The organism is Rhodococcus sp. NPDC019050 (genome assembly GCF_055664235.1).
Genome location: NZ_JBVOON010000011.1, coordinates 45,637 through 67,708, shown reverse-complemented (window position 1 = coordinate 67,708; position 22,072 = coordinate 45,637). Strand labels below are relative to the sequence as shown.

General features: G+C 68.3%; 18 protein-coding genes. 10 read left to right on the top strand and 8 right to left on the bottom strand.

Annotated elements, in window-relative coordinates; all coding sequences use genetic code 11:
* The first annotated feature begins 129 nt into the window (after positions 1-129).
* From AC0B44_RS13190 to AC0B44_RS13165, 6 genes are read left to right on the top strand one after another with little or no spacing between them, the layout of a single operon-like run.
* The gene (locus AC0B44_RS13190; RefSeq protein WP_471903309.1) at positions 130-1,392 is read left to right on the top strand and encodes an amidohydrolase family protein; all 1,263 of its coding nucleotides are present in this window, start codon (positions 130-132) and stop codon (positions 1,390-1,392) included.
* Positions 1,389-2,192 (top strand): ABC transporter ATP-binding protein, encoded by an 804-nt coding sequence (locus AC0B44_RS13185; protein ID WP_471903308.1) that lies wholly within the window; start codon positions 1,389-1,391, stop codon positions 2,190-2,192. Before AC0B44_RS13190 ends, AC0B44_RS13185 begins: the two co-directional genes overlap by 4 nt.
* A complete protein-coding gene (locus AC0B44_RS13180) occupies positions 2,189-3,076 on the top strand; it encodes an ABC transporter permease (RefSeq protein ID WP_471903307.1) in 888 nt (295 codons plus the stop codon). Before AC0B44_RS13185 ends, AC0B44_RS13180 begins: the two co-directional genes overlap by 4 nt.
* A gap of 41 nt (positions 3,077-3,117) precedes the next feature.
* Positions 3,118-4,284 (top strand): substrate-binding domain-containing protein, encoded by a 1,167-nt coding sequence (locus tag AC0B44_RS13175; RefSeq protein WP_471903306.1) that lies wholly within the window; start codon positions 3,118-3,120, stop codon positions 4,282-4,284.
* On the top strand, positions 4,281-5,576 hold the full coding sequence (locus tag AC0B44_RS13170; protein WP_471903305.1) for an FAD-binding oxidoreductase: 1,296 nt from the start codon (positions 4,281-4,283) through the stop codon (positions 5,574-5,576). Before AC0B44_RS13175 ends, AC0B44_RS13170 begins: the two co-directional genes overlap by 4 nt.
* Positions 5,573-6,376: a creatininase family protein gene (locus AC0B44_RS13165; protein WP_471903304.1), complete on the top strand. Its 804-nt coding sequence runs from the start codon at positions 5,573-5,575 to the stop codon at positions 6,374-6,376. The genes AC0B44_RS13170 and AC0B44_RS13165 overlap by 4 nt, the downstream gene beginning before the upstream one ends.
* Before the next feature lie 64 nt (positions 6,377-6,440).
* Here the strand turns inward: AC0B44_RS13165 and AC0B44_RS13160 are convergent, their stop codons facing one another.
* The gene (locus AC0B44_RS13160) at positions 6,441-7,889 is read right to left on the bottom strand and encodes an aldehyde dehydrogenase (protein ID WP_471903303.1); all 1,449 of its coding nucleotides are present in this window, start codon (positions 7,887-7,889) and stop codon (positions 6,441-6,443) included.
* Positions 7,890-8,132: 243 nt separating this feature from the next.
* On the opposite strand from AC0B44_RS13160, the gene AC0B44_RS13155 reads away from it, so the two are divergent.
* Positions 8,133-8,540 (top strand): hypothetical protein, encoded by a 408-nt coding sequence (locus AC0B44_RS13155; RefSeq protein ID WP_471903302.1) that lies wholly within the window; start codon positions 8,133-8,135, stop codon positions 8,538-8,540.
* Between the two features lie 5 nt (positions 8,541-8,545).
* On the opposite strand, the gene AC0B44_RS13150 is transcribed toward AC0B44_RS13155, so the two are convergent.
* From AC0B44_RS13150 to AC0B44_RS13140, 3 genes are all read right to left on the bottom strand, one after another.
* Entirely contained in the window at positions 8,546-8,974 is a 429-nt protein-coding gene (locus AC0B44_RS13150) for a CBS domain-containing protein (protein ID WP_471903301.1), read from the bottom strand.
* Positions 8,975-9,056: 82 nt separating this feature from the next.
* Complete coding sequence (locus tag AC0B44_RS13145; RefSeq protein WP_471903300.1) at positions 9,057-9,944, bottom strand: ROK family protein; 888 nt, start codon at positions 9,942-9,944, stop codon at positions 9,057-9,059.
* A gap of 40 nt (positions 9,945-9,984) precedes the next feature.
* Complete coding sequence (locus AC0B44_RS13140) at positions 9,985-10,740, bottom strand: class I SAM-dependent methyltransferase (RefSeq protein ID WP_471903375.1); 756 nt, start codon at positions 10,738-10,740, stop codon at positions 9,985-9,987.
* Between the two features lie 177 nt (positions 10,741-10,917).
* Between AC0B44_RS13140 and AC0B44_RS13135 the strand changes: the two genes are divergently transcribed.
* A complete protein-coding gene (locus AC0B44_RS13135; RefSeq protein WP_471903299.1) occupies positions 10,918-12,120 on the top strand; it encodes a glycosyltransferase family 4 protein in 1,203 nt (400 codons plus the stop codon).
* Here AC0B44_RS13135 and AC0B44_RS13130 read toward each other — a convergent pair.
* On the bottom strand, positions 12,058-13,803 hold the full coding sequence (locus AC0B44_RS13130) for an MmpA family trehalose lipid delivery protein (protein ID WP_471903298.1): 1,746 nt from the start codon (positions 13,801-13,803) through the stop codon (positions 12,058-12,060). The genes AC0B44_RS13135 and AC0B44_RS13130 overlap by 63 nt on opposite strands.
* Before the next feature lie 42 nt (positions 13,804-13,845).
* Here AC0B44_RS13130 and AC0B44_RS13125 point away from each other — a divergent pair, with 42 nt between their 5' ends.
* Positions 13,846-15,087, top strand: coding sequence for a lipopolysaccharide biosynthesis protein (locus AC0B44_RS13125; RefSeq protein ID WP_471903297.1), 1,242 nt, complete (start codon positions 13,846-13,848; stop codon positions 15,085-15,087).
* 32 nt (positions 15,088-15,119) lie between these two features.
* Here the strand turns inward: AC0B44_RS13125 and pgfA are convergent, their stop codons facing one another.
* Complete coding sequence (gene pgfA / locus AC0B44_RS13120) at positions 15,120-16,355, bottom strand: cell envelope lipid trafficking protein PgfA (RefSeq protein WP_471903296.1); 1,236 nt, start codon at positions 16,353-16,355, stop codon at positions 15,120-15,122.
* A gap of 192 nt (positions 16,356-16,547) precedes the next feature.
* Between pgfA and AC0B44_RS13115 the strand changes: the two genes are divergently transcribed.
* Positions 16,548-17,720, top strand: coding sequence for an acyltransferase family protein (locus AC0B44_RS13115; RefSeq protein ID WP_471903295.1), 1,173 nt, complete (start codon positions 16,548-16,550; stop codon positions 17,718-17,720).
* On the opposite strand, the gene AC0B44_RS13110 is transcribed toward AC0B44_RS13115, so the two are convergent.
* On the bottom strand, positions 17,609-21,898 hold the full coding sequence (locus AC0B44_RS13110; protein WP_471903294.1) for an alpha-(1->3)-arabinofuranosyltransferase: 4,290 nt from the start codon (positions 21,896-21,898) through the stop codon (positions 17,609-17,611). The two genes, AC0B44_RS13115 and AC0B44_RS13110, sit on opposite strands and share 112 nt — an antisense overlap.
* Positions 21,879-22,052, bottom strand: coding sequence for a DUF2613 domain-containing protein (locus tag AC0B44_RS13105; RefSeq protein ID WP_471903293.1), 174 nt, complete (start codon positions 22,050-22,052; stop codon positions 21,879-21,881). Before AC0B44_RS13105 ends, AC0B44_RS13110 begins: the two co-directional genes overlap by 20 nt.
* Between the last annotated feature and the right edge of the window lie 20 nt (positions 22,053-22,072).

Sequence of the window (22,072 nt, the reverse complement as noted above, 5' to 3'; positions counted from 1 at the left end):
CCGGACCGTAAGTGAGTGTTACAAGAACGTCGCACGGCTTCATCCAGGGGAAACGCCTGGCCTCTACCTTACTCGATGTAACCAGCACTTACATTCGAGGCGCTGGCACTCGTCGAACGGAGGATCCGCGTGGACGAAAACCGAGCACACGGACGCGAGGTGGCGGTTCTGCGGCGGGCAACCACCGCCGACGGTTCTCGCGTCGACGTACACATGTCCGGAGGGACCGTCACCGCAGTTGCTCCGGCAACGACCGAAGCTGTGGTGGCCGACGACCTCGATCTCGACGGCTACCTCCTCCTCCCTGCCCCCGCCGAGCCGCACGCACATCTGGACAAAGCGTTGTCCTGGAACGAGATCCGTCCACCGATGGGAGATCTCGTATCTGCCATCACGGCCTGGCGGGACTACAGCGCGCAACTCACCGTCAGCGGAATCGCAGCGCGCGCCCGACGTGCCGCCCTGTCGTTGCTGGCAAACGGGACCACTGCCGTCCGGACGCACGTGGACCTGCTGCCCGGACCGGAACCGCTGCGCGGTGTCCACGCGCTCCTGCAGGTCCGTGAAGAACTGGCGAGCGTCATGGACATCCAGTTGGTCGCGCTGGTCCCACACGACGTGGGTGATGAGGTCGTCGACCAGGCCCTCGATCTCGGCGTCGACTTCGTCGGGGGGAGTCCGCACCATGCCCCCGATCCGAGTGCAACGCTGCAGCGGCTGCTCGCAATTGCGAAAAGGCGACAAGTGGGCGTCGACATGCACACCGACGAGCAACTCGACCCGAACGTGCTCACGCTTCTCGAACTCACGGAGACGGTGCGCGGGTGGCCCGGCGACATACCGGTCACCGCGGGACACTGCGTGAGCCTCGGGACGGTAGATCCTGCCGTACGGGCACACGTGGTCGAGGCCGTCCGCGCGACCGGAATAGGGATCGTTGCGCTCCCGATCACCAATCTGTACCTCCAGGGCTGGGGACATCCGGTGGCCACTCCCCGGGGCCTCACGCCGGTGCGAGCTCTCCTCGATGCCGGCGTTCGCGTAGCGGGCGGCGCCGACAACGTCAGAGATCCCTTCAATCCGCTCGGCCGGAGCGATGCGCTCGAGACCGCCATGTTGCTGGTCACCGCAGGACATCTGACCACCACCGAGGCCTACGACGCGGTCAGTACGTCCGCGCGGGAGATCATGTCGTTGCCTGCTGCCGGTGTGGCCGTAGGCGCGCAGGCGGATTTCCTTGCGATCCGAGCAGGGGATCTCGACGAAGCGGTCGCGGAGGCACCCGGCTCCCGGTATGTCCTGCACCGCGGCCGGCTCGTCGCAACCTCTCGAGTCAGCAGTTCGGTACACGTCCCTCTCTCCGCGTCACTCGAATCGGAGGTTCGCCCATGAGTATCGCCTCAACCCTCGCTACCCGAACCCGCACGCCCTCCTCTGCGCCGGCCACAGTGAACGAAGAGAAGCCGGGAATCGAATTCGACTCTGTGACGAAGAGATTCGCGACCGGGACAGTTGCGCTCGACAACGTGAGTGTGGCGGCAACCCCCGGCGAGTTCGTCACCGTCGTCGGCCCGTCCGGATGTGGAAAGTCGACTCTGCTGCGCCTCGCCGCGGGACTCAGCGAACCGACCTCCGGCACCGTACGCATGGGCGGCGCGCGCCTCGGCTATGTGTTCCAGGAGGCGACGCTGCTGCCGTGGCGCAGTGTCCGGTCGAACGTCGAACTGACCGGCGAGCTGCGGGGCGTCCCGCGTGCAGTTCGCCGCCGGAAGGCCCAGGAGGCAATCGATCTGGTCGGTCTCACCGGGTTCGAAAAGCAACTCCCCGGTCAGCTTTCCGGTGGCATGCGGATGCGTGTATCGATCGCCCGGGCTTTCGCGGGCGACCCCGATCTGATGTTGTTCGACGAGCCCTTCGGTGCTCTCGACGAGATCACCCGGCTCACGATGCAGGTCGAACTCCAGCGCATCGTCGCGCAGTCGGGGGTGACCGGGCTTTTCATCACCCATTCGGTGTCGGAGGCGGTGTACCTGTCGACCCGCGTTGTGGTGATGTCCGCCCGTCCGGGCCGTATCGTCGCCGAGATCGATGTGCCGTTCGCGTACCCGCGTCCACCGGAACTGCGCTACGAGCAGTCGTTCACCGATATCACCGCTGCGGTTTCGGCTGCTCTGGAAGGTGGTCACCGATGAGCACGGTTCTGGAATCTCCGCACACTGCGCAACCGGCCTCGCTCGTCCCGGAAGCCGGTTCGGCCGCTGTTCGACCCCGGAAATTGTTGCGGCACAGGGTGCTTTCGGCGGTTCCGGCAATCGCGACCCTGATCCTTGCCCTGTCTGCCTGGTACGCCGTGAGCTATCTGGTGCTTTCGCCCGAACGCAGGTTCCTGCTCCCGCCGCCGCACCAGATCGTGCAGGTCTCTCTGCTCGACTTCGACCATCTCGGACCGATGCTGCGAGCACTGTGGCTCACTGCTCAGGTATCGATGGTGGGACTGCTCGTGGCGTGCGTGCTCGGCATCGGCTCGGCGATCCTGATGAGCCGCACCAAATGGCTCGAAAGTGCGCTGTACCCGTACGCGATCATCCTGCAGACCGTGCCGATTCTGGCTATCGTCCCGCTGATCGGCCTCTGGTTCGGGTACGGATTCTTCTCGCGCACAGTCGTTTGCGTCATCATCGCGCTCTTCCCGATGATCTCGAACACCCTGTTCGGACTCACCTCCACCGAGAAGAGCATGCACGACCTGTTCACGATGAACGCCGCGTCGTCGTGGCATCGCCTGGTCAAGTTGCAGTTCCCCGGTGCGCTCCCGTCGATCTTCGCCGGATTGCGCATCTCGTCCGGGCTGGCTGTCATCGGGGCAGTGGTGGGGGACATGTTCTTCACGCAGGGCCAGGCCGGAATCGGCACCCTGTTGACCACCTACCGCGCTCGTCTCCAGACCGAGGACCTCTATGCGGCGATCGGGTTGTCCTCGCTCTACGGCACCACGGTGTTCCTCGTCGTCACGGTCCTGACCAAGGCCGCGATCGGGTCCTGGCATTCATCGGTGCGTTCGAACACCGCCGACTGATCCTCTCTGCACCTTCCCCATCCATCATCGGAGGCATATCCGTGCGATCGACACGCTCGTTACCGGTCCTCGCGACCATAGTTCTGTCCACCGCAATGCTCGGTGCCTGCGGCACTTCGGAAACCGACACGGCGGAAGCCGTCTCCCTCGAACCCGCTGCGGAAGGGCAGACTCTTTCCGGGATATGTCCTGATGTGATCGGTATCCAGATGGACTGGGAACCGGAGGCGGAACACGGTCCGCTCTACAACCTGGTCGGACCCGATTACACCGTCGACACAGCCGGCAAGAGTGTGACCGGCACTCTGGTCGCCGACGGCAAGGACACCGGGGTCGAGGTGAACGTTCGAGCCGGCGGATCCGCAATCGGATTCCAATCGGTCTCGTCGCAGATGTACGTCGACGACGATTTGATGCTCGGCACGGTCACCACCGACGGTGCCATCTCGGCCTCACAGAGTCAGCCCGTGATCGCGGTGGCCGCACTGATGAAGAAGAGTCCCCAGATCCTGATGTGGGACCCGGAAACATATCCCGATTGGAAGACCCTCGGAGACATCGGTAAGTCCGACGCCACCGTGGTGGTCAACCAGGGCAACGTCTTCGGGCCGATGCTGGCGAGCAAGGGCCTGTTGAAGGCGGACCAGCTCGACAACAGCTACGACGGTGCACCCGCCCGGTTCGTCGCGGATCCCACCATCGTCCAGCAGGGGTATGCGACCGCCGAGCCGTACACCTACGAGAACGAGGTCGCGGCGTGGGGCAAACCCATCGCCTCGGCTCTCGTTGCGGACGAGGGTTATGTCGTTTATCCCCAAGCAATTTCGGTTCGTGCCGACAAGCTCTCCGAGCACGAGGCATGCCTGTCGAAACTCGTACCGATCATTCAGCAGTCGACCCTCGACTACCTCGACGACCCGTCCAGGGCCAACGACATCATCACGGACATCGTCACGCAGTACAACGACGGCTGGGTGTACTCCGAAGGTGTCGCCGAATACGGCGCAAACCAATTGAAGGAGCAGGGCTTCATGGGTGCCGAACCCGGCCTTGCCGTCGGACAATTCGACACCGCCCGGATCCGGACAACGATCGACACCTTCGTTCCCATCCTCCAGCAGTCCGGCGCGTCGCCCAGATCCGACCTCTCGCCGGACGACATCGCCACCAACCGATTCATCGATACCGCGATCGGAGCGGAAATATGACCTCGATTCTCCAGTCCCGTCTCGACGTCTTCACCGACAAGCTTCGGGACCTCGTGGGTGCCGACAGCGTGAGCACCGACCTCGCGGCCCGCCGTAAAGCTTCCGCCGACTGGGCGAAGATGTCACCGATTCTCGAGGCGCAACTTCCACTCGGCCTCGCAGACCTCGTGGTGTATCCGTCGTCGTCCGACGAGGTGGCGCCGATTGTCGCCCTCGCGGTGGAACATTCGGTGCCGGTCACACCGCGAGGGAAGGGGACCGGGAACTACGGGCAGGCGATTCCGATGCGGGGGGGCCTGGTCGTCGACCTGTCCCGCGCGAGCGCGGTGCTCGACGTCGGAGACGGGTACCTCGTCGCCGAGGCGGGGGCCAAGATGACCACGCTCGAATCCGTCGCGCGCGATCACGGTCAGCAATTGTGGATGTATCCGTCGACCGGCGGAAGTTCCCTGGGCGGGTTTCTCGCGGGGGGTTCGGGCGGAACCGGAACCATTGCGCACGGATCGAACATGGACGGTTTCGTGACCGCACTCGACGTCGCGCACGCCGACGGCACCAGCGAACTCGTATCCGTTTCGGGCGCAGATGTGGACACGTATCTGCACGCTTACGGTGTCACCGGCATCCTGGCGCGGGCGACGGTCCGGCTCGAACCACTCCAGGACTGGCGCGGGTTGTTCTGCAGCTTCGAGACTTTCGAACAAGCTCTCCCACTGATTCGCGAGATCGGCGGTCTGTCACCCCGCCCCCGCCTCGTCTCAGCCGACGTGCCGGAGGTGGTGGCGGCACTCCCACGCGACCGCGGGTACCCGCACGGCCGCGCGAGCCTGCGTTCGATCATCGATGTGGAGGCCCTCGACACGGCGATCGCGATGGTCGAGAAGGCGGGCGGCCGAGTCGAAGACATCCGGCAAGGGTCGCAGACCGGTGCCAAACTCTCCTCCTTGTCGTACAACCATCCGACGTGGCATCTGCAGAGAACGGCACCCGGGAAGTACTTCCACGTGGAGGTCGGCGGTGACGCGCTGATCGACCGCTTTGCCGAGGTGGATCGGGTCTACGACGGGTCGATGTTGCACATCGAGGCCGGCCACCGAGCGCCGATCGGCATGCTCAACGGCATCTACCACAGCCCGGAGCAGGTCTACGACGGTATCGACCGGTTGCGGGAACTGGGGGTCTCGGTTCACAGTCCTCACCAGTGGTTCGTGGACCGCAATGTCGAGGCGGTCCGGGCGCACGCCGCACGCGTCGATCCGCACGGCCTGCTCAATCCGGGCAAGCTCGTATGACACGCAATCTCGCCGAACTCTCCGGGCCTTCCGCAGGCGCAGTCCTTGCACGGGACTCGGTGGTCGTCGTTCCGACCGGCGCGATCGAGCATCACGGGCCGCATCTTCCGCTGTCGACCGATCTGATCGTTGCGGACGCGGTTGCCCGTAGTGCGGTCGAACGCGCGCATGCGCGTGGCGTCGACGTCTGGCACCTGCCGGCACTGGCGTACACGAAGTCCGACGAGCATCACTGGGCACCCGGAACGGTGTGGCTGTCGTGGGAAACGATGATGGCCACGGTTGTGGACATCGGACGCTCGGTCGCGGCGACGCCGTGCCGTCGGCTGGCGTTCTTCAACGGGCACGGTGGTAATTCGGCGCTGCTGCAGGTCGCCTGCCGGGAACTGCGTCGCCGGTTCGGACTGCAGACCTTCTTGCTGCACGCCTCGATGCCCGCCGATCAAGGCGGTGTCTCGGTGGGCGACGAACTCGGAATGGGCGTCCACGGAGGTGCGAAGGAGACATCGCTGCTGTTGCATCTGCGTCCCGATCTGGTGGACATGTCGCTGGCCGAGCGCAGTGTTCCGGAGCACCTCGCGGAATACCGCTACGTCGGATTCGGCAAGCCCGTGAGCTTCGGGTGGCTCAGCGACGACTTCGGTAGCGGCGGGGTGATCGGCGATCCCACCGCGGCCTCGGCCGAAGCGGGCGCCAAGCTGTTCGAAGGTGCCGTCGAGTCGGCGGCCGCCGCGCTGGCCGAGGTCGCGGTGTTCCGGCCGAACATCCACGACGACGTGCCTCTGTCGCTCCCGGGATAGCGAGAAGGGTGGCACCCTGTCTTTCGACCGAGTGCCACCCTTTCGCTTTGTTCAGCGCGCCGGATCAGTCCTGGTAGCCGGGCGGGTAGAGCACGGACTTGGTCTCGCAGAACGCCTCGAGGCCCTCGGGACCGTTCTCGCGTCCGATGCCCGAGTTCTTGTACCCACCGAACGGCGATCCCGGATCGAATGCGTACCAGTTGATTCCGTATGTGCCGGTGCGAACGCGGGATGCGACGTCCAGGCCCTTCTGGACGTCGGTGGTGTAGACCGATCCTGCGAGGCCGTAGTCGGAATCGTTGGCGATCTTCACGGCTTCGTCGACGCTGTCGTAGGGCAGCACGCACAGCACGGGACCGAAGATCTCCTCGCGGGCGATCGTCATCGAATTGTCGACGTCGGCGAAGACGGTGGGCTCGACGAAGTATCCGGTGTCGAGGCCGTCGGGGCGACCGCCGCCGAGCACGATGCGTGCACCTTCTTCGAGACCCTTGGCGATGTATCCCTCGACGCGTTCGCGCTGCTTGGCCGAGATCAGGGGGCCGAGTTGTGCGCTCTCGTCGGACGGCGGTCCGACGGGGAAGAAGGCTGCGGTGGCGACGATCTTCTCGACCACCTCGTCGTACCGGGACCGCGGCGCGAGGATGCGGGTCTGGCCCACGCACGCCTGGCCGGTGTTCATCAGGCCCGACATCACGAGCATCGCGATGGTGGAGTCGAGGTCGGCGTCTTCGAGGATGATGGCCGCGGACTTGCCGCCGAGTTCGAGCGAGCAGCGCTTGAGGTTGCGTGCGGCGATCTCGCCGATGTGCTTGCCGACGGCGGTGGAACCCGTGAAGGTGATCTTGTCGAGGTCGGGGTGCGAGACGAGGTATTCCCCGGTCTCGGCGCCACCGGGCACCACCGACAGCACACCTTCGGGAAGCCCGGCCTCCGTGAAGATTTCGGCGACGACGTTGACCGCGAGGGGAGATTCGGGTGCCGGCTTGAGCACCACGCTGCAGCCCGCGAGCAGGGCCGGTCCGAGCTTGTTGGCGCACAGGAACAGGGGCACGTTCCATGCGATGACTGCTCCGACGACACCGACCGGCTCGCGGGTGACGCGCGAGCGTCCGAACGAGCCGTTGCGCTCGTCTGTCCACTTGAACGAATCGGCAAGTCCGGCATAGTAGTTGAGTGTCGCCAGCGACGGCGTCATCTGCATCATCTGCACCGAGGCGGCGGGCTGGCCCATCTCGGACGAGACGAGCGACGCGAGTTCGGTGCCACGCTCTTCGATCAGTTTCGCGGCCTTGGCGATCACCTGGCCACGCTCGGAGGGCGACATGCGCGGCCACGGGCCGTCGTCGAACGCGCGACGCGCTGCGGCGACTGCGGCGTCGACGTCCTTGGGTCCGGCGACGGGAACAGATCCGACGCGTTCTTCCGTGGCAGGGGAGAACACCTCGAGCTTCTCGTCTGTCGACGGTGCCACCCACTGGCCGCCGATGAACAACTTGTCGTAGTCGGTCATGTCTGCTTCCTCACCCGTTGCTGTTCGCTCATGTAAAACGGCAGGTTCGTGGTTCGGTGCCGGCGTTCCGGCGGTCCCCACCTGTGACCCCGAACACTAGAACAGGTTACAGGTTTTTGGGAAGGTTGAGGGCGGTCGGTAGCGGGAACCCGAAGAGTTGCCCACACTGGACAGTGCCTGGGCTCACGCGACGACGGTCACGGGCCATGACGTTCGGTCACGGGCCAACGGCAGGAGACAGCAATGGCGGAGAACAACCCCTTCGGATTCGATCCGGACGATCTCGACCGAGTGGTCCGCGAGGCCGGTGAGGAACTACGTCAGCTCAAGGACCGTGTGTTGTCGTTCCTCGACGCACCTGAAGGCCCCCGCGCCCCCAAGGGCGCGCCTGCGCCCGAGACGACGGGCGAGACCGGAGCGGGCGTGTGGGTCGTCTACACCTGCGACGACGAGGGCGTCGTGCGTGTCGACGAGGTCTATCCGGCCGAACTCGATGCGCTGCGCGCGCTCAAGGGCAACACCGATCCGACGAGGTCGGTGCGGTTCCTGCCTTACGGGATGAGTGTGAGCGTCCTCGATCGGCCCAAGAAGACGGCCGCGGACGGGGACGACGATCAGAGCCGCGCGGGTACCGAGGATTCGGACGGCTAGTCGTCTCATCCTCGGTGGATGTAGGACTCGAGCTGATCGCGTTCGGCCTGGAGTTCGTCGAGGCGACTCTTGACGACGTCGCCGATACTGACGATGCCGACAAGCCGGTCGCCCTCGACGACGGGTAGGTGGCGGACCCGTCGGTCGGTCATGGTTTCGGCCAGGCTGTCCACCGTGTCGGTCGGCACGCACGTCGCCACGTCGGTGGTCATGAGGTTGCGTGCCTGGTCGGCGAGGATGGACGGTCCGCGCTGGTTGAGGCTGCGCACTACGTCCCGCTCGGTGATGATGCCGACGACCGCGTCGTTCTCGACCACGACCATCGCGCCGATGTTGTAGCGGGCGAAATCCCCGAGCAACTCGCAGATCGGCGTGTCGGGCGGGACGGTGCACACTCCCGAGCCCTTGTTCCGCAAAATCTCAGCAATCCGCATCCCGGTACCGCCGATCGATCCGCTGGACGAGTGGTACGTCAGAGGGTAGGGCAGCGCCCCGAAGTGCACCGGATTGGGTTATCTAGTCGTGACCTGCGGCGAGCAGTGACGCGCCGGCGAGAGTGCCGAGCGCGCCGAGTTCGGCGGGCACGATCTGCAACTCGCGCAGAAAGCCGAGCCGAGCGTGCCGTGACGCCGACGCCAGCATCGGCCGCCACAGGTGGGTGCCGGACTGTGCGAACCCGCCCCCGACCACCACACGTTCCACGTCCGTCAGAGCCGTTGCGGACGCGATGACCTGACCCAATGCGGTCCCCGCGCGTTCGAGCGCGGCCGCCGCCACACCGACACCGGCCTGCGCGTCGGCTGCGAGAGCCGCGCCGTCCGTACCTTCCCAGCCGTGGGTCTGCGCCCACCGCACCGCGGAGGGGCCGCTCGCGACGGTCTCGATGCAGCCGACACCGCCGCACGCGCACACTGCGGTCCCGTACGCCGACACGATGTGGCCGATGTGCCCGGCATTACCGGTGCGGCCGGCGACGATCCGGCCGCCGATCACCAGGCCGCCTCCGATCCCGGTACCGACGACCACCCCGAGCAGATCTGCCGCACCGCGTCCGGCACCGAAGCGCTGTTCTCCGAGCGTCGCGGCGGCGCCGTCAAGCGCCAGCCGTACACGGGCACCGGGGAACAGGCTGCGGACCGCGTCGACCAGCGGAAACCCGCCGGCCCATTCGGTGATGTTGATCGGCGACACGGTGCCGCGCGCGGCGTCGACCGGGCCGGCCGCGGCGATCCCGACGGCCGTCACCGGTTCGGTGCCGGCGACATCCCGCAGGAGTGCGGCGCACGAATCCCAGACACCTGTGACAGGTACGGGCACGGACTTCGGTTCGAGTGGTGTCGCGTCGTCGGCGACGATGGCGGCGGCAAGTTTCGTGCCGCCGACGTCGAGGGCCAGTGCGGTCATACCGCGACCCTAGGTGATGTTCGCCGGGTTCCCCCGTGGGTCACCGGCGCTGCATCACGAGAACCAGGTTGCTCACCAGGATTTCCCGCAGCCCCGGCACTTTCACGAGCCACCACGCCCATCGCGGGTGGTAGCGCGGAAACGCGGCGAGCAGGATGCCGTCGGTGCTCGACCGCGCCCAGCGCAGACCGTCGCTCGCGCCCACCTCGAACAGGGAGTGCCCGTACCGGTTCTTCGGCTCGCGTCCGTTCTTGCGTGCGTAGCGGCGCGCTGCGTACTCACCGCCGAACGCGTGCCACGGCCCCGTCTCGTGACCGCCGAACGGACCCCACCACAACGTGTACGACAGCACCATGAGCCCGCCCGGCCGTGTCACCCGCAGCATCTCGTCGGCCATCACCCACGGCTCCGGGACGTGCTCGGCGACATTCGACGAAAAGCACACGTCCACCGACGCGTCACGCAGCGGCAACGCCAGTCCCGACCCGCGAATCGCGCCGCCGACCCGGAGTCCGGCCGCGTGCATCTCCGACGGATCGGGCTCGATCGGCACATATTGCGATCCGACCGCGTGGAACGCGTCGGCGAAGTATCCGGGCCCGCCGCCGACGTCGACGACCGTCGTGCCCGCCAGTCCGGTGCCGGTAGCACCGGTGTACAGGTCCCCGATCAGGTCGACGGTGTCGTGGGCGAGCCCGCCGTAGAACTTCTCGGGGGCGGTCTGCTCGAACCGGAAACTGCTCAGCAGGCCCACCGATCGCCGCAGCGTTGCGCGTCGTGCGAAGAGCCGGGTCACGCGGGCGTCGGGCGCGGTCGGGGAAGGCACGTCGAACCACCTTAGTGTGGCGCCCGAGAGAGATCTCCATACCTATAGCGGTCGCGTACCCGTTAGGGTGTTCGTTGTCATAGTTAGGCCCTGCCGGGTCACCACACCGGTCCCTTCGGGACGTCTGCAACACATTGGGGGCTCCGCGTGCAGGAGGTACTGCTGCTCTGCTGGCGTGACACCGGACACCCCCAAGGGGGTGGCAGCGAGCGGTACCTGGAACAAGTGGGCGCCCAGCTCGCCGCGCGCGGTATCAAGGTCACGCTGCGTACGGCCTCCTATCCCGGAGCGCCGAGTCGCGACACCGTCGACGGCATCGACATCAGCCGCGGCGGAGGCCGGCTCACCGTGTACCCGCGCGCGCTCGCCGCGATCGCGGCAGGCCGGCTCGGCTTCGGTCCGCTCGCCGGCATCCGTCCCGATGCCGTCATCGACACCCAGAACGGCATCCCGTTCTTCGCCCGGGTGATCGCCGGTGCGCCGGTCACCCTCCTCGTGCACCACTGCCACCGGGAGCAGTGGCCCGTCGCCGGACGGGTGATGGCCAAGCTCGGCTGGTGGATCGAATCGTCGCTGTCGCCGCGCGTCCACCGCCGCAACCAGTACCTCACGGTGTCGCTCCCGTCCGCCGACGAACTGCGCGCGCTCGGCGTCGACCGCGAACGCATCGCGGTGGTCCGCAACGGCGCCGACGCGATCCCCACCGGTGTCGAACCCGGTGACGACCACACCCGCACCGAGCATCCGAGCCTGTGCGTGTTGTCGCGGCTCGTGCCGCACAAGCAGATCGAAGATGCGCTCGGTGCCGTCGCGGCACTGCGTGGACGCATCCCCGGTCTGCACCTCGACGTCATCGGCGGCGGCTGGTGGGAACAGAACCTGCGCGATGCCGCGGCGGACCTCGGTATCGCGGACGCGGTGACCTTCCACGGTCACGTCCCCGAGGACCGCAAACACGAACTGCTCTCCCGCGCATGGCTGCACGTGATGCCCTCGCGCAAGGAGGGCTGGGGTCTGGCGGTGGTCGAAGCCGCTCAGCACGGTGTGCCCACGATCGGCTACCGCAGTTCCAAGGGCCTGACCGATTCCATCATCGACGGGGTGACGGGGTTGCTGGTCGATTCTCCGGCCGAACTCACCGGCGCGGTGGCCGACCTGCTCGAGGATCGTGACCGGCTGCGTCAACTCGGTGGGAAGGCCCGCATCCGGGCCGGGGAGTTCTCGTGGGAGGCCACCGGCGACGGAGTGTTCGACGTCCTGCTGGGCACCACCCGGGGGCAGCCCGTGTCAGGGCTGTTTCCGAGAACGGGCGAACCGCTGCACCGCCACGCCCACAGCACCGCAAGCTGACATCAGCAGCCACACCACGTGCGCCGCGACGGCGGACGCGCGGTGCGGCGACGCGTCGCCGGCCACCCCGTCCACCCGGTAGAGGCTCAGATCGTCGTCGCTGTAGACCTGGTCGAGCGCATCGAGGGTGCGCTGGGAGTCGCCCCGGTCGCCGGGAGTGTCGTGTTCGACGAGCACCCAGCCCACACCCTGCGCGGCGAGTGCTGCCGGGTCGGCACCCGTCAGCAGGAGCCGTTCGACTTCCTCCGCGCGGTGGCCCTCACCGGCTACCGTGCCGCCCGCCACCACGAGCGTGCCGGTCTGCAACACATCCGCGCGCACCAGGCGGGGAGTGGGATCGAGTACGGCGACCGGACCTGAGAAATCGAAGATCCGGAACATCCCTGCGGGTAATACGGCCACCTCACCGTCGCCTGCGGTGACCGACTCGGTGACCTTCTGCCAGCCGTCGGGATAGCGAACCGGCCGGATCTGGCCGGAGACCCCCCACGCGAGATCGGGCAGCGCGAGCATGAGGCAGGCGATCAGCGCGGCCGCCCATACCGTCGCGGGGCCGGAGAAGCGCCGACGCAGCGCTCCCACACCCGCCGCCGCGGCCAGCGCGTAGCCGGGCATCGCCAGGGCCACCCACTTCTGCGTATCGCGTAGCAGGCCGACGCCGGGCACGTTCTCCATCGACCATTCACCGGCCGCGAGCCCGGCACCCGTCGCGGCAACGGCAGGTCCGAGCACCGCCACCACAGCCAGTAGTGCGGTCGTGAGCACCACCGGGTGCCGACGACGCCGCCACAGTGCCGGGACCCCGCACGCGACGACGGCGAGCAACAGCACCGTGCCGACGAGCGCCCAGGGCGTGGTTCGAGAGCCCGGCACGGCGTCGGCGTTCCAGATGCCGCCGAGCCCGGCGAGCGAACCGAGGGTGCCGAGCATCGGCTCCGCGCGCGCGGCGAATGCCCGGACACCCGCCGGGTCGGCCTCGGTCCCTCCGCCCGCCAGAAGGGTGGCCGTGAGCCACGGCAGCGACGCGCAGACGGTGAGGGCAGCCCCGCCGGCCACCCGCGCGAGCATCGAGACGCGTCCTCCGGGGACGGCGAGTACCGCGAGTGCCGCCACGGCGGCGAGGAGAACCCCGGTCGGGGTCAGACCGGCCACCGCGAGACTCAGCGCGAGCGCCGGCCACCCACCGCGCTGGCGGCGACGAATCGCCACCGCCGCGCACATCGCCCACGGCATCGCGGCGTAACCCGCGAGCAGACTCCAATGTCCCTGGAGCAAGCGTTCCGCGACGTAGGGATTCCAGATCGCGACGGTGGCCGCAACCAGCTGCGCGGGAATCCCGGCCCGTGGCAGGACGACGGTGACGAGCCGCGCCGCTCCCCACCCGGCCACCCACACCGACGCCACCAGGATGACGGTCACCGCGAGTCCTCCGTCGACCACGGTGGTCACCCAGGCGAGCAGCGCATCCTGTGGGACCGCGCGAGCTGCCGCGTCGGACAATCCGAGTGCCGAGTCGGTGAGAAACGACCGCGGCGTGCTCACCGCATCCCGAAGCAGCAGGTAACCGGGCGAGGTCACGAGCGGCCCGAGCACGACGAATGTCAGCAGCAGAGACCACAGGGCCGGCACGAACGCGCGCACCGACACCGGTGCGAGCGAACGCGAGGACACCGGCGTGAGCATGGCGGCAGAATACGGTGTCCCTGCTGATGCGAGGATGGGCGGATGCCTCGACCCGAGACGACGCGCCGGTCGGCTGCCGCCGGAATGACGATGGTGACCGTCGGGGCGATGACCGCCAACATCGCGGCATACCTGCTGCACCTCCCGGCCGGGCGCTGGCTCGGCCCCGCCGGATACGGAGAGTTCGCGAGCCTGCTGGCCGCTCAACTCGTGCTCGCCGTCCCGGCGCTCGCGTTGCAGACCGTCGTGGCGCGTGAAGCCGTGCACGGCAGCAGTGTCGCGGTGCTGCGCCGCCTCGGCTTCCGGTGTGCAGCGGCGGCGGGTGTGGTCGCGCTGGTACTGGTCCCGGTGGTCGCGTGGGCACTCGACACGAGCGTCGCGGGTGCGTTCGGGTCTCTCGTGACCGCACCGCTGCTCGTACTCCTCGCGGGCGAACAGGGACTCCTGCAGGGCAACGGCAGGTTCGGCGCGCTCAGCGTCGTGCTGGCCACCGCGGGCGTCGCGAAAGTGGTTCCGGCGGTCGTAGTGCTGATGCTGGGCGGCGGCCCGGGTGCCGCGCTGTTCGCCGGTGCCGTCGGAACCGGCATCACCGCCCTCATCGCGGCTGCGCTCGTGGGACGTGGCGACCGAGGGGAGCAGGGATCGTCTCCGGGGCCGAGCGCCGGTGCGGTACTGCGTGCCTCCCAGGTGCAACTCGCACTGATCGCGCTGACCTCACTGGACCTGCTGCTGGCACGGGTGGTGCTCGACCCCGACTCCGCAGGTCTCTACGCCCTCGGCGCGGTGGCGACGAAGGTCGCGTTCTGGCTGCCGCAGGCGGTGGGCGTGGTGCTGTATCCCCGCATGGCCGATCCGGCGGAATCCGCCGCGGCTGTGCGGTCCGCGCTGACGGTGCTCGTGGGTCTGGGCGCGGTGCTGGTCGCGGGGGCCGCGGTGTGCGCGCCGCTCGTCCCGCTTCTCGTCGGTGACGCGTACCGGCCCGTGCAATCGCTGCTGTGGATGTTCGCACTGCAGGGCGCGTGCCTGGCGGTGCTGCAGGGCGCACTGCTGTCGGCGATCGCGGGCGAACGTACGCATCTCGCGATGGTCGCGTGGGCCGGCCTGGCCGTCGAAGCGGTTCTGATGGTCACGGTCGCCTCGACGATCGAACAGTTTGTCGGCGTCGCGGTGGGAGTGGCGGCAGCGACCGCCGCGGTCGTGGCCGTGCTGGCCGTGCGTACCGCCGGGGCGTCCGTGCCGGGTCCGGACGCAGAGAACGGCACCGCCCCCCACCGTGGACGGTGAGGGGCGGCGCCGAGGTGCAGTGACCTGATGTTCTACTGCGGAGGCTTACGCAGATCGGTGCGCGGGATCTCCTGCGTCCGGTCGGTCGTCCAGTCACGCTGCTGCGTGTCCGAATTCGAGTCCGTGCGCGGGATGACCTCGGTCCGATCGTCGGTGTAGTCGCGCTGCGACGTCGTCGACTGCGACGAACCCACCGTGGTGGTCGCCGGACCGGCCGGCGACGGCTCGGTGGCAGCAGCGGCACGACGGCCACCGTTCTGCCCGCCGCGGAGAGCGAGGACGAAGCCCGCGATCAGCAGGAGGGCGCCGATGATGCCGAGGATGATCGGCACGGTGCGGCCGAACAGGGACAACTGGTCCTGCCCGTCCTTGGCCTGGCCGATCTGGTACTCGACGGTCTCCTCGTTGAACGGCAGCGTCACATCGAGAATGGTCACCTCGGGGGTGTCCGCCTCGCGTGCGTAGTACTGGTTCTGCACTTCCTGGCCCTTTACGACGACACCGGTGATCGGGTCGACCCACAGGTCACGGACGTTGTTGTACCAGCGGATCATCGTGATCGGCTCGTCACCCTCGCCGACACCCCAGGTGGACGCGGGCAAGCTCAGCTTGTACGTCGGAACCTCGGGATCGGCCTCCGACAGGTCGATCGGTCCGAGTTCCTGGCTGAAGTGGTAGACCGCCATGCCATTGACTTCTTCCTCACCCTTGAACTCGAGGGGGAAGGTCTCGCGGGCGTTGATGTCGTAGTAGGGGTACGACTCCTGCTTGACGTCGAACGGGAACTTGTACTGCAAGCCACCGCGGTCGCCGAGGTCGGTGGGCGGCGCGTCGGCAGTCGACTGCACCGTGCTCACCCGATCGGCGAATTCCTCGGTGGACACCGGCATCGACGTGTCGCGGTCGATGGTGACCCGGTCGACCGTCGCCGAGACCAGGCCGGTGTCGCCCTGCATGTCGAGACGGCGCACCGTCTGACCTGCCTGGAGCGTCATGATGTCACCGTTCGACGGATCCTCCACCGTGACGTAACGCTGTGCCACGATCGGGACGTCGGTGTCGACCTGTGCGTTGCCTGCGAGCAGCGCTCGTGAATTGAGGATGTCGCCGGTGCCCTCGGCGATGGTGGTCACCTCGAGGTCAAGGGGCGTGGTCGCCAATTTGCCGACAGTGTAGGTCGGTACGAGAATTGCGATTACCAGGAGGAACGCCCCCAGGCCTATCAGACTCAACGCAAGTATCCGGCCGGAGCTCGAACGCTCAGCCATGCTGTCTCTCCTCACTCAACGGGTTGTCATCGAGTACCCCCACCGGCAGCAGGGCTGCACGGATCGCCTTGGCATCCGACCCGCGAACGCCACGTGAGCCCAGACACTAACAGCCCGCGCTGTCGACTTGCTCGCCGCTCGTGACGAACCCGCATTTACGCGGGTACATGTGGGCGGGCACACTGGTGGCCGATGAGTAGTACCAGGCCCTCCGACCCCCGCGTGAACGGCTTTCTCCCAGCGCTCGAAGGCATGCGCGGGCTGGCTTCCGTCGCCGTGGTCGTCACGCACGTCGCGTTCCAGACCGGCGCGGTGCACGACCCGCTGATCGGCCGGGTCTGGGGGCGGCTGGATCTTGCTGTAGCCCTGTTCTTCGCCCTGTCCGGATTTCTGCTGTGGCGGCCGCATGCTGCCGAGGTGCGTGGTCTCGGTCCGCGACCGTCGACGCGGCGGTACCTGGTCTCGCGCGCGACGCGCATCCTGCCGGCCTACTGGATCGCGGTGATTCTGGTGCTGTGGCTGCTGCCCGGCGCCGGCGGCGGAGCCACGGTGTGGTGGGCGAACCTGGCGTTCACGCAGGTCTTCGTGCCGCTTACCCTCACCGAGGGGCTCACCCAGATGTGGAGCCTGTCGGTGGAGGTCGCGTTCTATGCGGCGCTGCCGTTGATGGCGCTCGCCGTCTGCCGGTTGCGGGGCCCGGCCGCACGGATCCGGATTCCGCTCCTGCTCGGAGTGAGCGTGCTCTCGCTGCTGTGGGTGTGGTTGCCGGTGCCGACTCCCGAACACATCAACCACGAGAACTGGCTGCCCGGGTACGTGCCGTGGTTCGCTGCCGGGATGGTGCTCGCCGAACTCGTGATCGGTCCCAGGACCTGGGTGCATCGGCTCGCGGAGCGCCGGTACCTGATGCTGGGGGTCGCAGCGGTCGCATTCGGTCTGGCGACGACACCGCTCGCCGGACCGAAGACGCTCACCGACCTCGAACCGTGGGAGTACAGCAACAAGATCGTGCTGGGCGCGATCATGAGTTTCGCGCTGCTCGCTCCGCTGGTCCTTGCCCCCCGCGCCCACCACGGCTTCCTCGCGAGCCCGCCGGCGCTTGCGGTGGGGCGCTGGTCCTACGGCTTGTTCCTCTGGCATCTCGCGGTGATGGCGATCATCTTCCCCGTCTTCGGGATCGCGCCGTTCCAGGGGCATTTCTGGCCGGTGCTGGCCGTGACCTTCGTGCTCAGCATTGCGATCGCGTCGGCCAGTTACGCGCTCGTGGAGGTACCCGCGCGCGATGTCTTCCGGCGTTGGGACCGGTCTCGCAAGGGCAGGGCGGCGAGGCCCACCGCGACGAGCCCCACCAGCGCCGCGAGCTGAATCAGGTACGAGTGCCCGACGTAGCCGCCGGGTGAGCGCCACGGGCCGGTGGACAACAACGCCATCGCGATCATGGTGGCGCCGCCGGCGGTACCCACCAGCAGGCGGGATGCGGCCCGCTGTCCCCGACGGCGCGCCACGGCAGCGAGCCCCGCGGCACCCAGAACGACGATCGCGGCGCCTGCACCGCCGGCGACGACAACTGCTGCGGCCAGAAGACCGGCGAATGCCACCACCGGCGACCGCCACGTGCGCGATGCGGGACCGGGATCGGATGTGCGACGCCGGGAGACCGGCCACAGGGCCAGCGCGAACAACGGCAGCAGCAGTGCGAGACCGCCGAAGATCCCCACCCGGTACCAGCGGTCGGTGGTGAACTCGAGCGTGAGCGTGCTTTCCGGTCCGGCGGGCAGGATCCAGCCCTGTTGCCAGCCGTCGACGACGATCGGGGTGGCGGCGAGGCCGTCCGCGCTGCGTGCCGTCCACCCGACGTTGGTGCTCTCGGGGATCACCACCAGGCGGTCCTCGTCGCTCGCGGGCACGGTCAACTCGCGCAGGGCGGCAGACCAGCGCCCCTTCTGCAACTCCGTCGGCGACGTGGCAGGAGGCTCGGCACCGGGCACGGTCAGCCGCAGGCGCGACACGATGAACGCGGTTCCCGGCGTGACGTCGACATCGACCCGGCCGGCGTCCATGCTCACCGCATCGGCATCGCACAGCGTCGCGGGGACTTCGGCACCGGAAGCGAGATCGGCGACGGTCGCCGTCACCGACGTGCGGTACTGCCGGCCGTCGATGGTGACCACCGGGCCGTCGTCGCAGCCGACGGTCACCTCTCGGTCGTAGATCGGATCCTGCGCACCGATCGGGCCGTCGTCGCCGCGCACGGTGATTTCGGCGATCCCGGGAGGTGCGAGTTTCGAGAAGCCCAGCACCGTCCGGTCGAGGACGTCGTCCCACCGCAGGAGCGTGAGGGTGATCCGATCGGTGACATACGGGGTGAGGTCCACCGACGAGGTGCCCTCGCTCAGTTCGCGCACCTGCGGACCGTTGCCCAGGTTCACCGCGACGGCCTGCGGCGCGACGGGCAGCGTCCCCAGCGACGTCGCGATGTCCAGGCCCGTCACGCGTTGCGGCGAGGGCAGTTCCAGCGTCAGCGTCGGGCGGGCACCACCGGGCGCGAGTGAGCCTTCGTCGGCGGCCCACGACGTGCGAGGGTCGCCATCGGTCACCGCGAATGCCGATCCTTGCAGGTCGACGACCTCGGCGTCGCCGCGCGCGACGACCCGATCTGTGCGGGTGACGACGTCGTCGAGAGCCGGTCCGGGCCGCGCCCGCACCCACAGGTCCGGTTCCACGACGGTCGCGGTGGGAACCTCGAGCGTGCGGGTGAACCTGTTGGGCTCTTCGGTCGACGTCGCGAGGCCGCGCGCGCACCGCACCCGGTCCGGGCTGTCGACGCAACTACCCCGCCCGGGGAACTCCTGTCCGAGTTCCCAGCCGCGAACCGCGACACCTTCCGAAGGTCCGGGGACGACGATGCGCCGCCGGATGTCGATGCGCTCGGGGGTGCCGTCGGTGAATTCGTCCACCGCGAGTTCGGCGATCCCGAACTGGTTGCCTGCTGTTCCGCGGTCGGTGTAGGTGGAGGTGATCCGGATCCACGACGTCGTTCCCAGCGGCAACGCGACCGTCTGGGGGCGCCCGGGTTCCTCGACACGTACGGCGGCGCTGCCACGTTCGGTGGTCACCTCGAGCCATCGCACGGGATCGCCGAGCGCGCCGGAACTGGTGGTGAGCTGCAGCATGCCGGCGTGGATCGGGGTGTCGAGGTCGAGTTGCAGCCACTGGCCGACGGCGGATTCGAGGCCGTTGCTGTGCCAGCCCGTGGTCGGGTCTCCGTCGACGACCGCCGCGGGTCCGCTGCCCACCGCGGTGCCGCCGAGCTGGGTGGCATCCGAGGCGGCGCTCGACACGGTGATCCGCGCACCCTCCCACTCGGCGCGGACGAGGTCGGCGTCCGGCACCGGGTAGTCGGGCACCGCGTTGTGGGTGCGCCGCGGGTCGTCGGCGGCGCGGATCGCCGACGAATGGTGGTCGACCTGGCCGTAGTCGGTCTCCCGGTCGGTGGGGGTGTCGGTGACGGTGACCTCGTCGACGGGGCGGCCCGCTTGCTCCGCGTCGGCAGCGAGCAGGGTCGGCCCGACCCGGTCCGGATCCACCGTATTGAGGCCGAGCAACGATTCGGGGCCGCCCTGGACCACGGGCACGTCCGCCGCGTCCACCGTGTACGGGCCGACCGGTGCGGCTTCCGGGGAGGTCACCCGGTAGATCTCCACCGCCGGATACACCGGACGCAGGTCGGCGTCGGTGACGAATCCGTCGGCGTTCGCCACCACGATGTCGTCGCCGAAGCTCGCGACCCGCTCGATTCCGGGCGACTCGTCGAGAGCGCGATGAACCAGCGCGGGCCGTGTCGCCGGGGACGTATCCGGATCGAGGTCGTTGCGCACCACGAGGAACCCGATGCCCTGACCACGCAGGGTCGCGGCGAGGCCCGGTGAGGGGCGTCCGTCCGCGATCTGGCGTTGGACCGAATCGAGAGCGCGGATCGCGCCCGGCGGGACGAGGGGGACGGCGTCGCGCGACGCCCACGGCGTGGAGGCGAGTGCCTGCAGCGGCTCGTCGCGGGTCAGTCCCCAGATCTGGCTGCCGAACGGAGCGCCGGGCACGATCAGGGCGCGTTCGCCGCGCTCGTCGGTGTGGTCGTCGAGCCACGCGGCGGTGGCGTGCCAGTAGTCGGGCACGCTTTCGTAGGCCCCGCGCGGCGCGAGCTTTCCGGTCCACGCGAGCGACGTCGCGAGCGTGAGGGAAACGAGAACGAGCGTCCCGACGGCGACCATCGGGTTGCGTTCGGGGTGGGCGAACGCCGTCCGGGTGCGTGCCCACGGCACCGAACCGGGAAGTGGGACCCGCCGCAGCAGGTGCGCGAGTCCGAGGACGAGCGGCAACCGGATCAGCGGTTCGAGTTTGTGGACGTTGCGGAGCGGCGCGCCGGTGGAGTCGAGGAACGTCCGCACCTGGTCCGCGAACGGGGAACTGAGCTCCCCGATGTACCCGGCTCCGAGACCAGCGATACCGACGAACAGGATCAGGGTTAGACGGCCTCGTGCGGGCATGGACCGCATCGCGAGCCCGGCCATCCCGGCAGCGGCGAGCGCACCGGTGACGAGCACCGCGGCGGGCTGCGTCACCAGGACCGCGCCGGCGATGCGTTCGGGGGAGACGAACGGTGTCCAACTACTCGTCCCGCGAAGCACCTCCGCGAGCGACGTCCATTCGGTGGTCACACCCGACGATTCGATGAAGTCGAGGAACGGTGGGCTGACGCGGCCGAGCAGGAGCAGCGGAACCATCCACCACGTCACCGCGACCAGGCACAACGGGATCCACCACCGCGTGAACTGCCACCACCTGCGGTCGGGCCGGTGCGCGACCCACCAAAGCGCGGCGATGAGACATGCGGCGGCGGTGGCCACGGCGTTGATCGCGCCCATGAGGGCGACCGCCACGGCCGATTGCGCCGCCAGCCTGCGCGGCGACCCCACATACCGGGTGCTCAGGTAGCGCACCAGCGGCAGGAGCACCCACGGGGCCAGCATCATCGGATGCGCCTCGGAGGAGATGGACCCGAGTGTGGTCAGGACGCGGGGAGAGAGGACGAACACGACCGCCGCGACCACTCGGGAACCGCGGTTGCCGACTCCGAGGGCCTCGGCGAGCCGCACGATTCCCCAGAACCCGACGACCAGCAGCACAGCCCACCAGGAACGCTGGGTGATCCACGGTGGGATGTGCAGCAGTTGCCCGGCGGCGAAGAAGGTGCCGTGCGGGAAGAAGTAGCCGTACGCCTGGTTCTGTACCTGCCCGAGCGGTGCGGTGCTGCTCCACTGGTGAGCGGCGCGCGCCAGAAACCCGAGCGGGTTCTGCGTCAGGTCGTACTTGGTGTCCGCGACAACCAGGCCTGGCACCTGCGCGAACGACAAAAGCACTGCCACCACGGTGGCGCCGTACAGCCACCGGCGGGACAGGGGTTCGGCGGACGGGTTGTCCGTCGCGCCTCGGTACGTGAGTGAACCTGAAGCGTTACCGGAGCCGTCAGCGGCTGCCGTACTCAACCTGGTTCAGGAGGGAGGAATCGGCGTTTGCGCTGCGGTCGATCTGGGGGCGGGTGTCCTCCTGCACAGCGGCAGTCACTCCGAACACCGCGATGAGGCCGAGAACAGCACCGATCGCCACGCTGCCCAGGGCCGGACCCAGGATCTTCGCCATACCAATCTCCCCATCGTTCG

Bases quoted from the DNA above. Each gene is read 5' to 3' on its own strand.
- AC0B44_RS13160 (WP_471903303.1), bottom strand. From the start codon at position 7,889: ATGACCGACTACGACAAGTTGTTCATCGGCGGCCAGTGGGTGGCACCG.
- AC0B44_RS13185 (WP_471903308.1), top strand. From the start codon at position 1,389: ATGAGTATCGCCTCAACCCTCGCTACCCGAACCCGCACGCCCTCCTCT.
- AC0B44_RS13165 (WP_471903304.1), top strand. From the start codon at position 5,573: ATGACACGCAATCTCGCCGAACTCTCCGGGCCTTCCGCAGGCGCAGTC.
- AC0B44_RS13130 (WP_471903298.1), bottom strand. From the start codon at position 13,803: ATGCTCACGCCGGTGTCCTCGCGTTCGCTCGCACCGGTGTCGGTGCGC.
- AC0B44_RS13125 (WP_471903297.1), top strand. From the start codon at position 13,846: ATGCCTCGACCCGAGACGACGCGCCGGTCGGCTGCCGCCGGAATGACG.
- AC0B44_RS13150 (WP_471903301.1), bottom strand. From the start codon at position 8,974: ATGCGGATTGCTGAGATTTTGCGGAACAAGGGCTCGGGAGTGTGCACC.
- AC0B44_RS13180 (WP_471903307.1), top strand. From the start codon at position 2,189: ATGAGCACGGTTCTGGAATCTCCGCACACTGCGCAACCGGCCTCGCTC.
- AC0B44_RS13145 (WP_471903300.1), bottom strand. From the start codon at position 9,944: ATGACCGCACTGGCCCTCGACGTCGGCGGCACGAAACTTGCCGCCGCC.
- AC0B44_RS13105 (WP_471903293.1), bottom strand. From the start codon at position 22,052: ATGGCGAAGATCCTGGGTCCGGCCCTGGGCAGCGTGGCGATCGGTGCT.
- AC0B44_RS13115 (WP_471903295.1), top strand. From the start codon at position 16,548: ATGAGTAGTACCAGGCCCTCCGACCCCCGCGTGAACGGCTTTCTCCCA.
- AC0B44_RS13170 (WP_471903305.1), top strand. From the start codon at position 4,281: ATGACCTCGATTCTCCAGTCCCGTCTCGACGTCTTCACCGACAAGCTT.
- pgfA (WP_471903296.1), bottom strand. From the start codon at position 16,355: ATGGCTGAGCGTTCGAGCTCCGGCCGGATACTTGCGTTGAGTCTGATA.
- AC0B44_RS13155 (WP_471903302.1), top strand. From the start codon at position 8,133: ATGGCGGAGAACAACCCCTTCGGATTCGATCCGGACGATCTCGACCGA.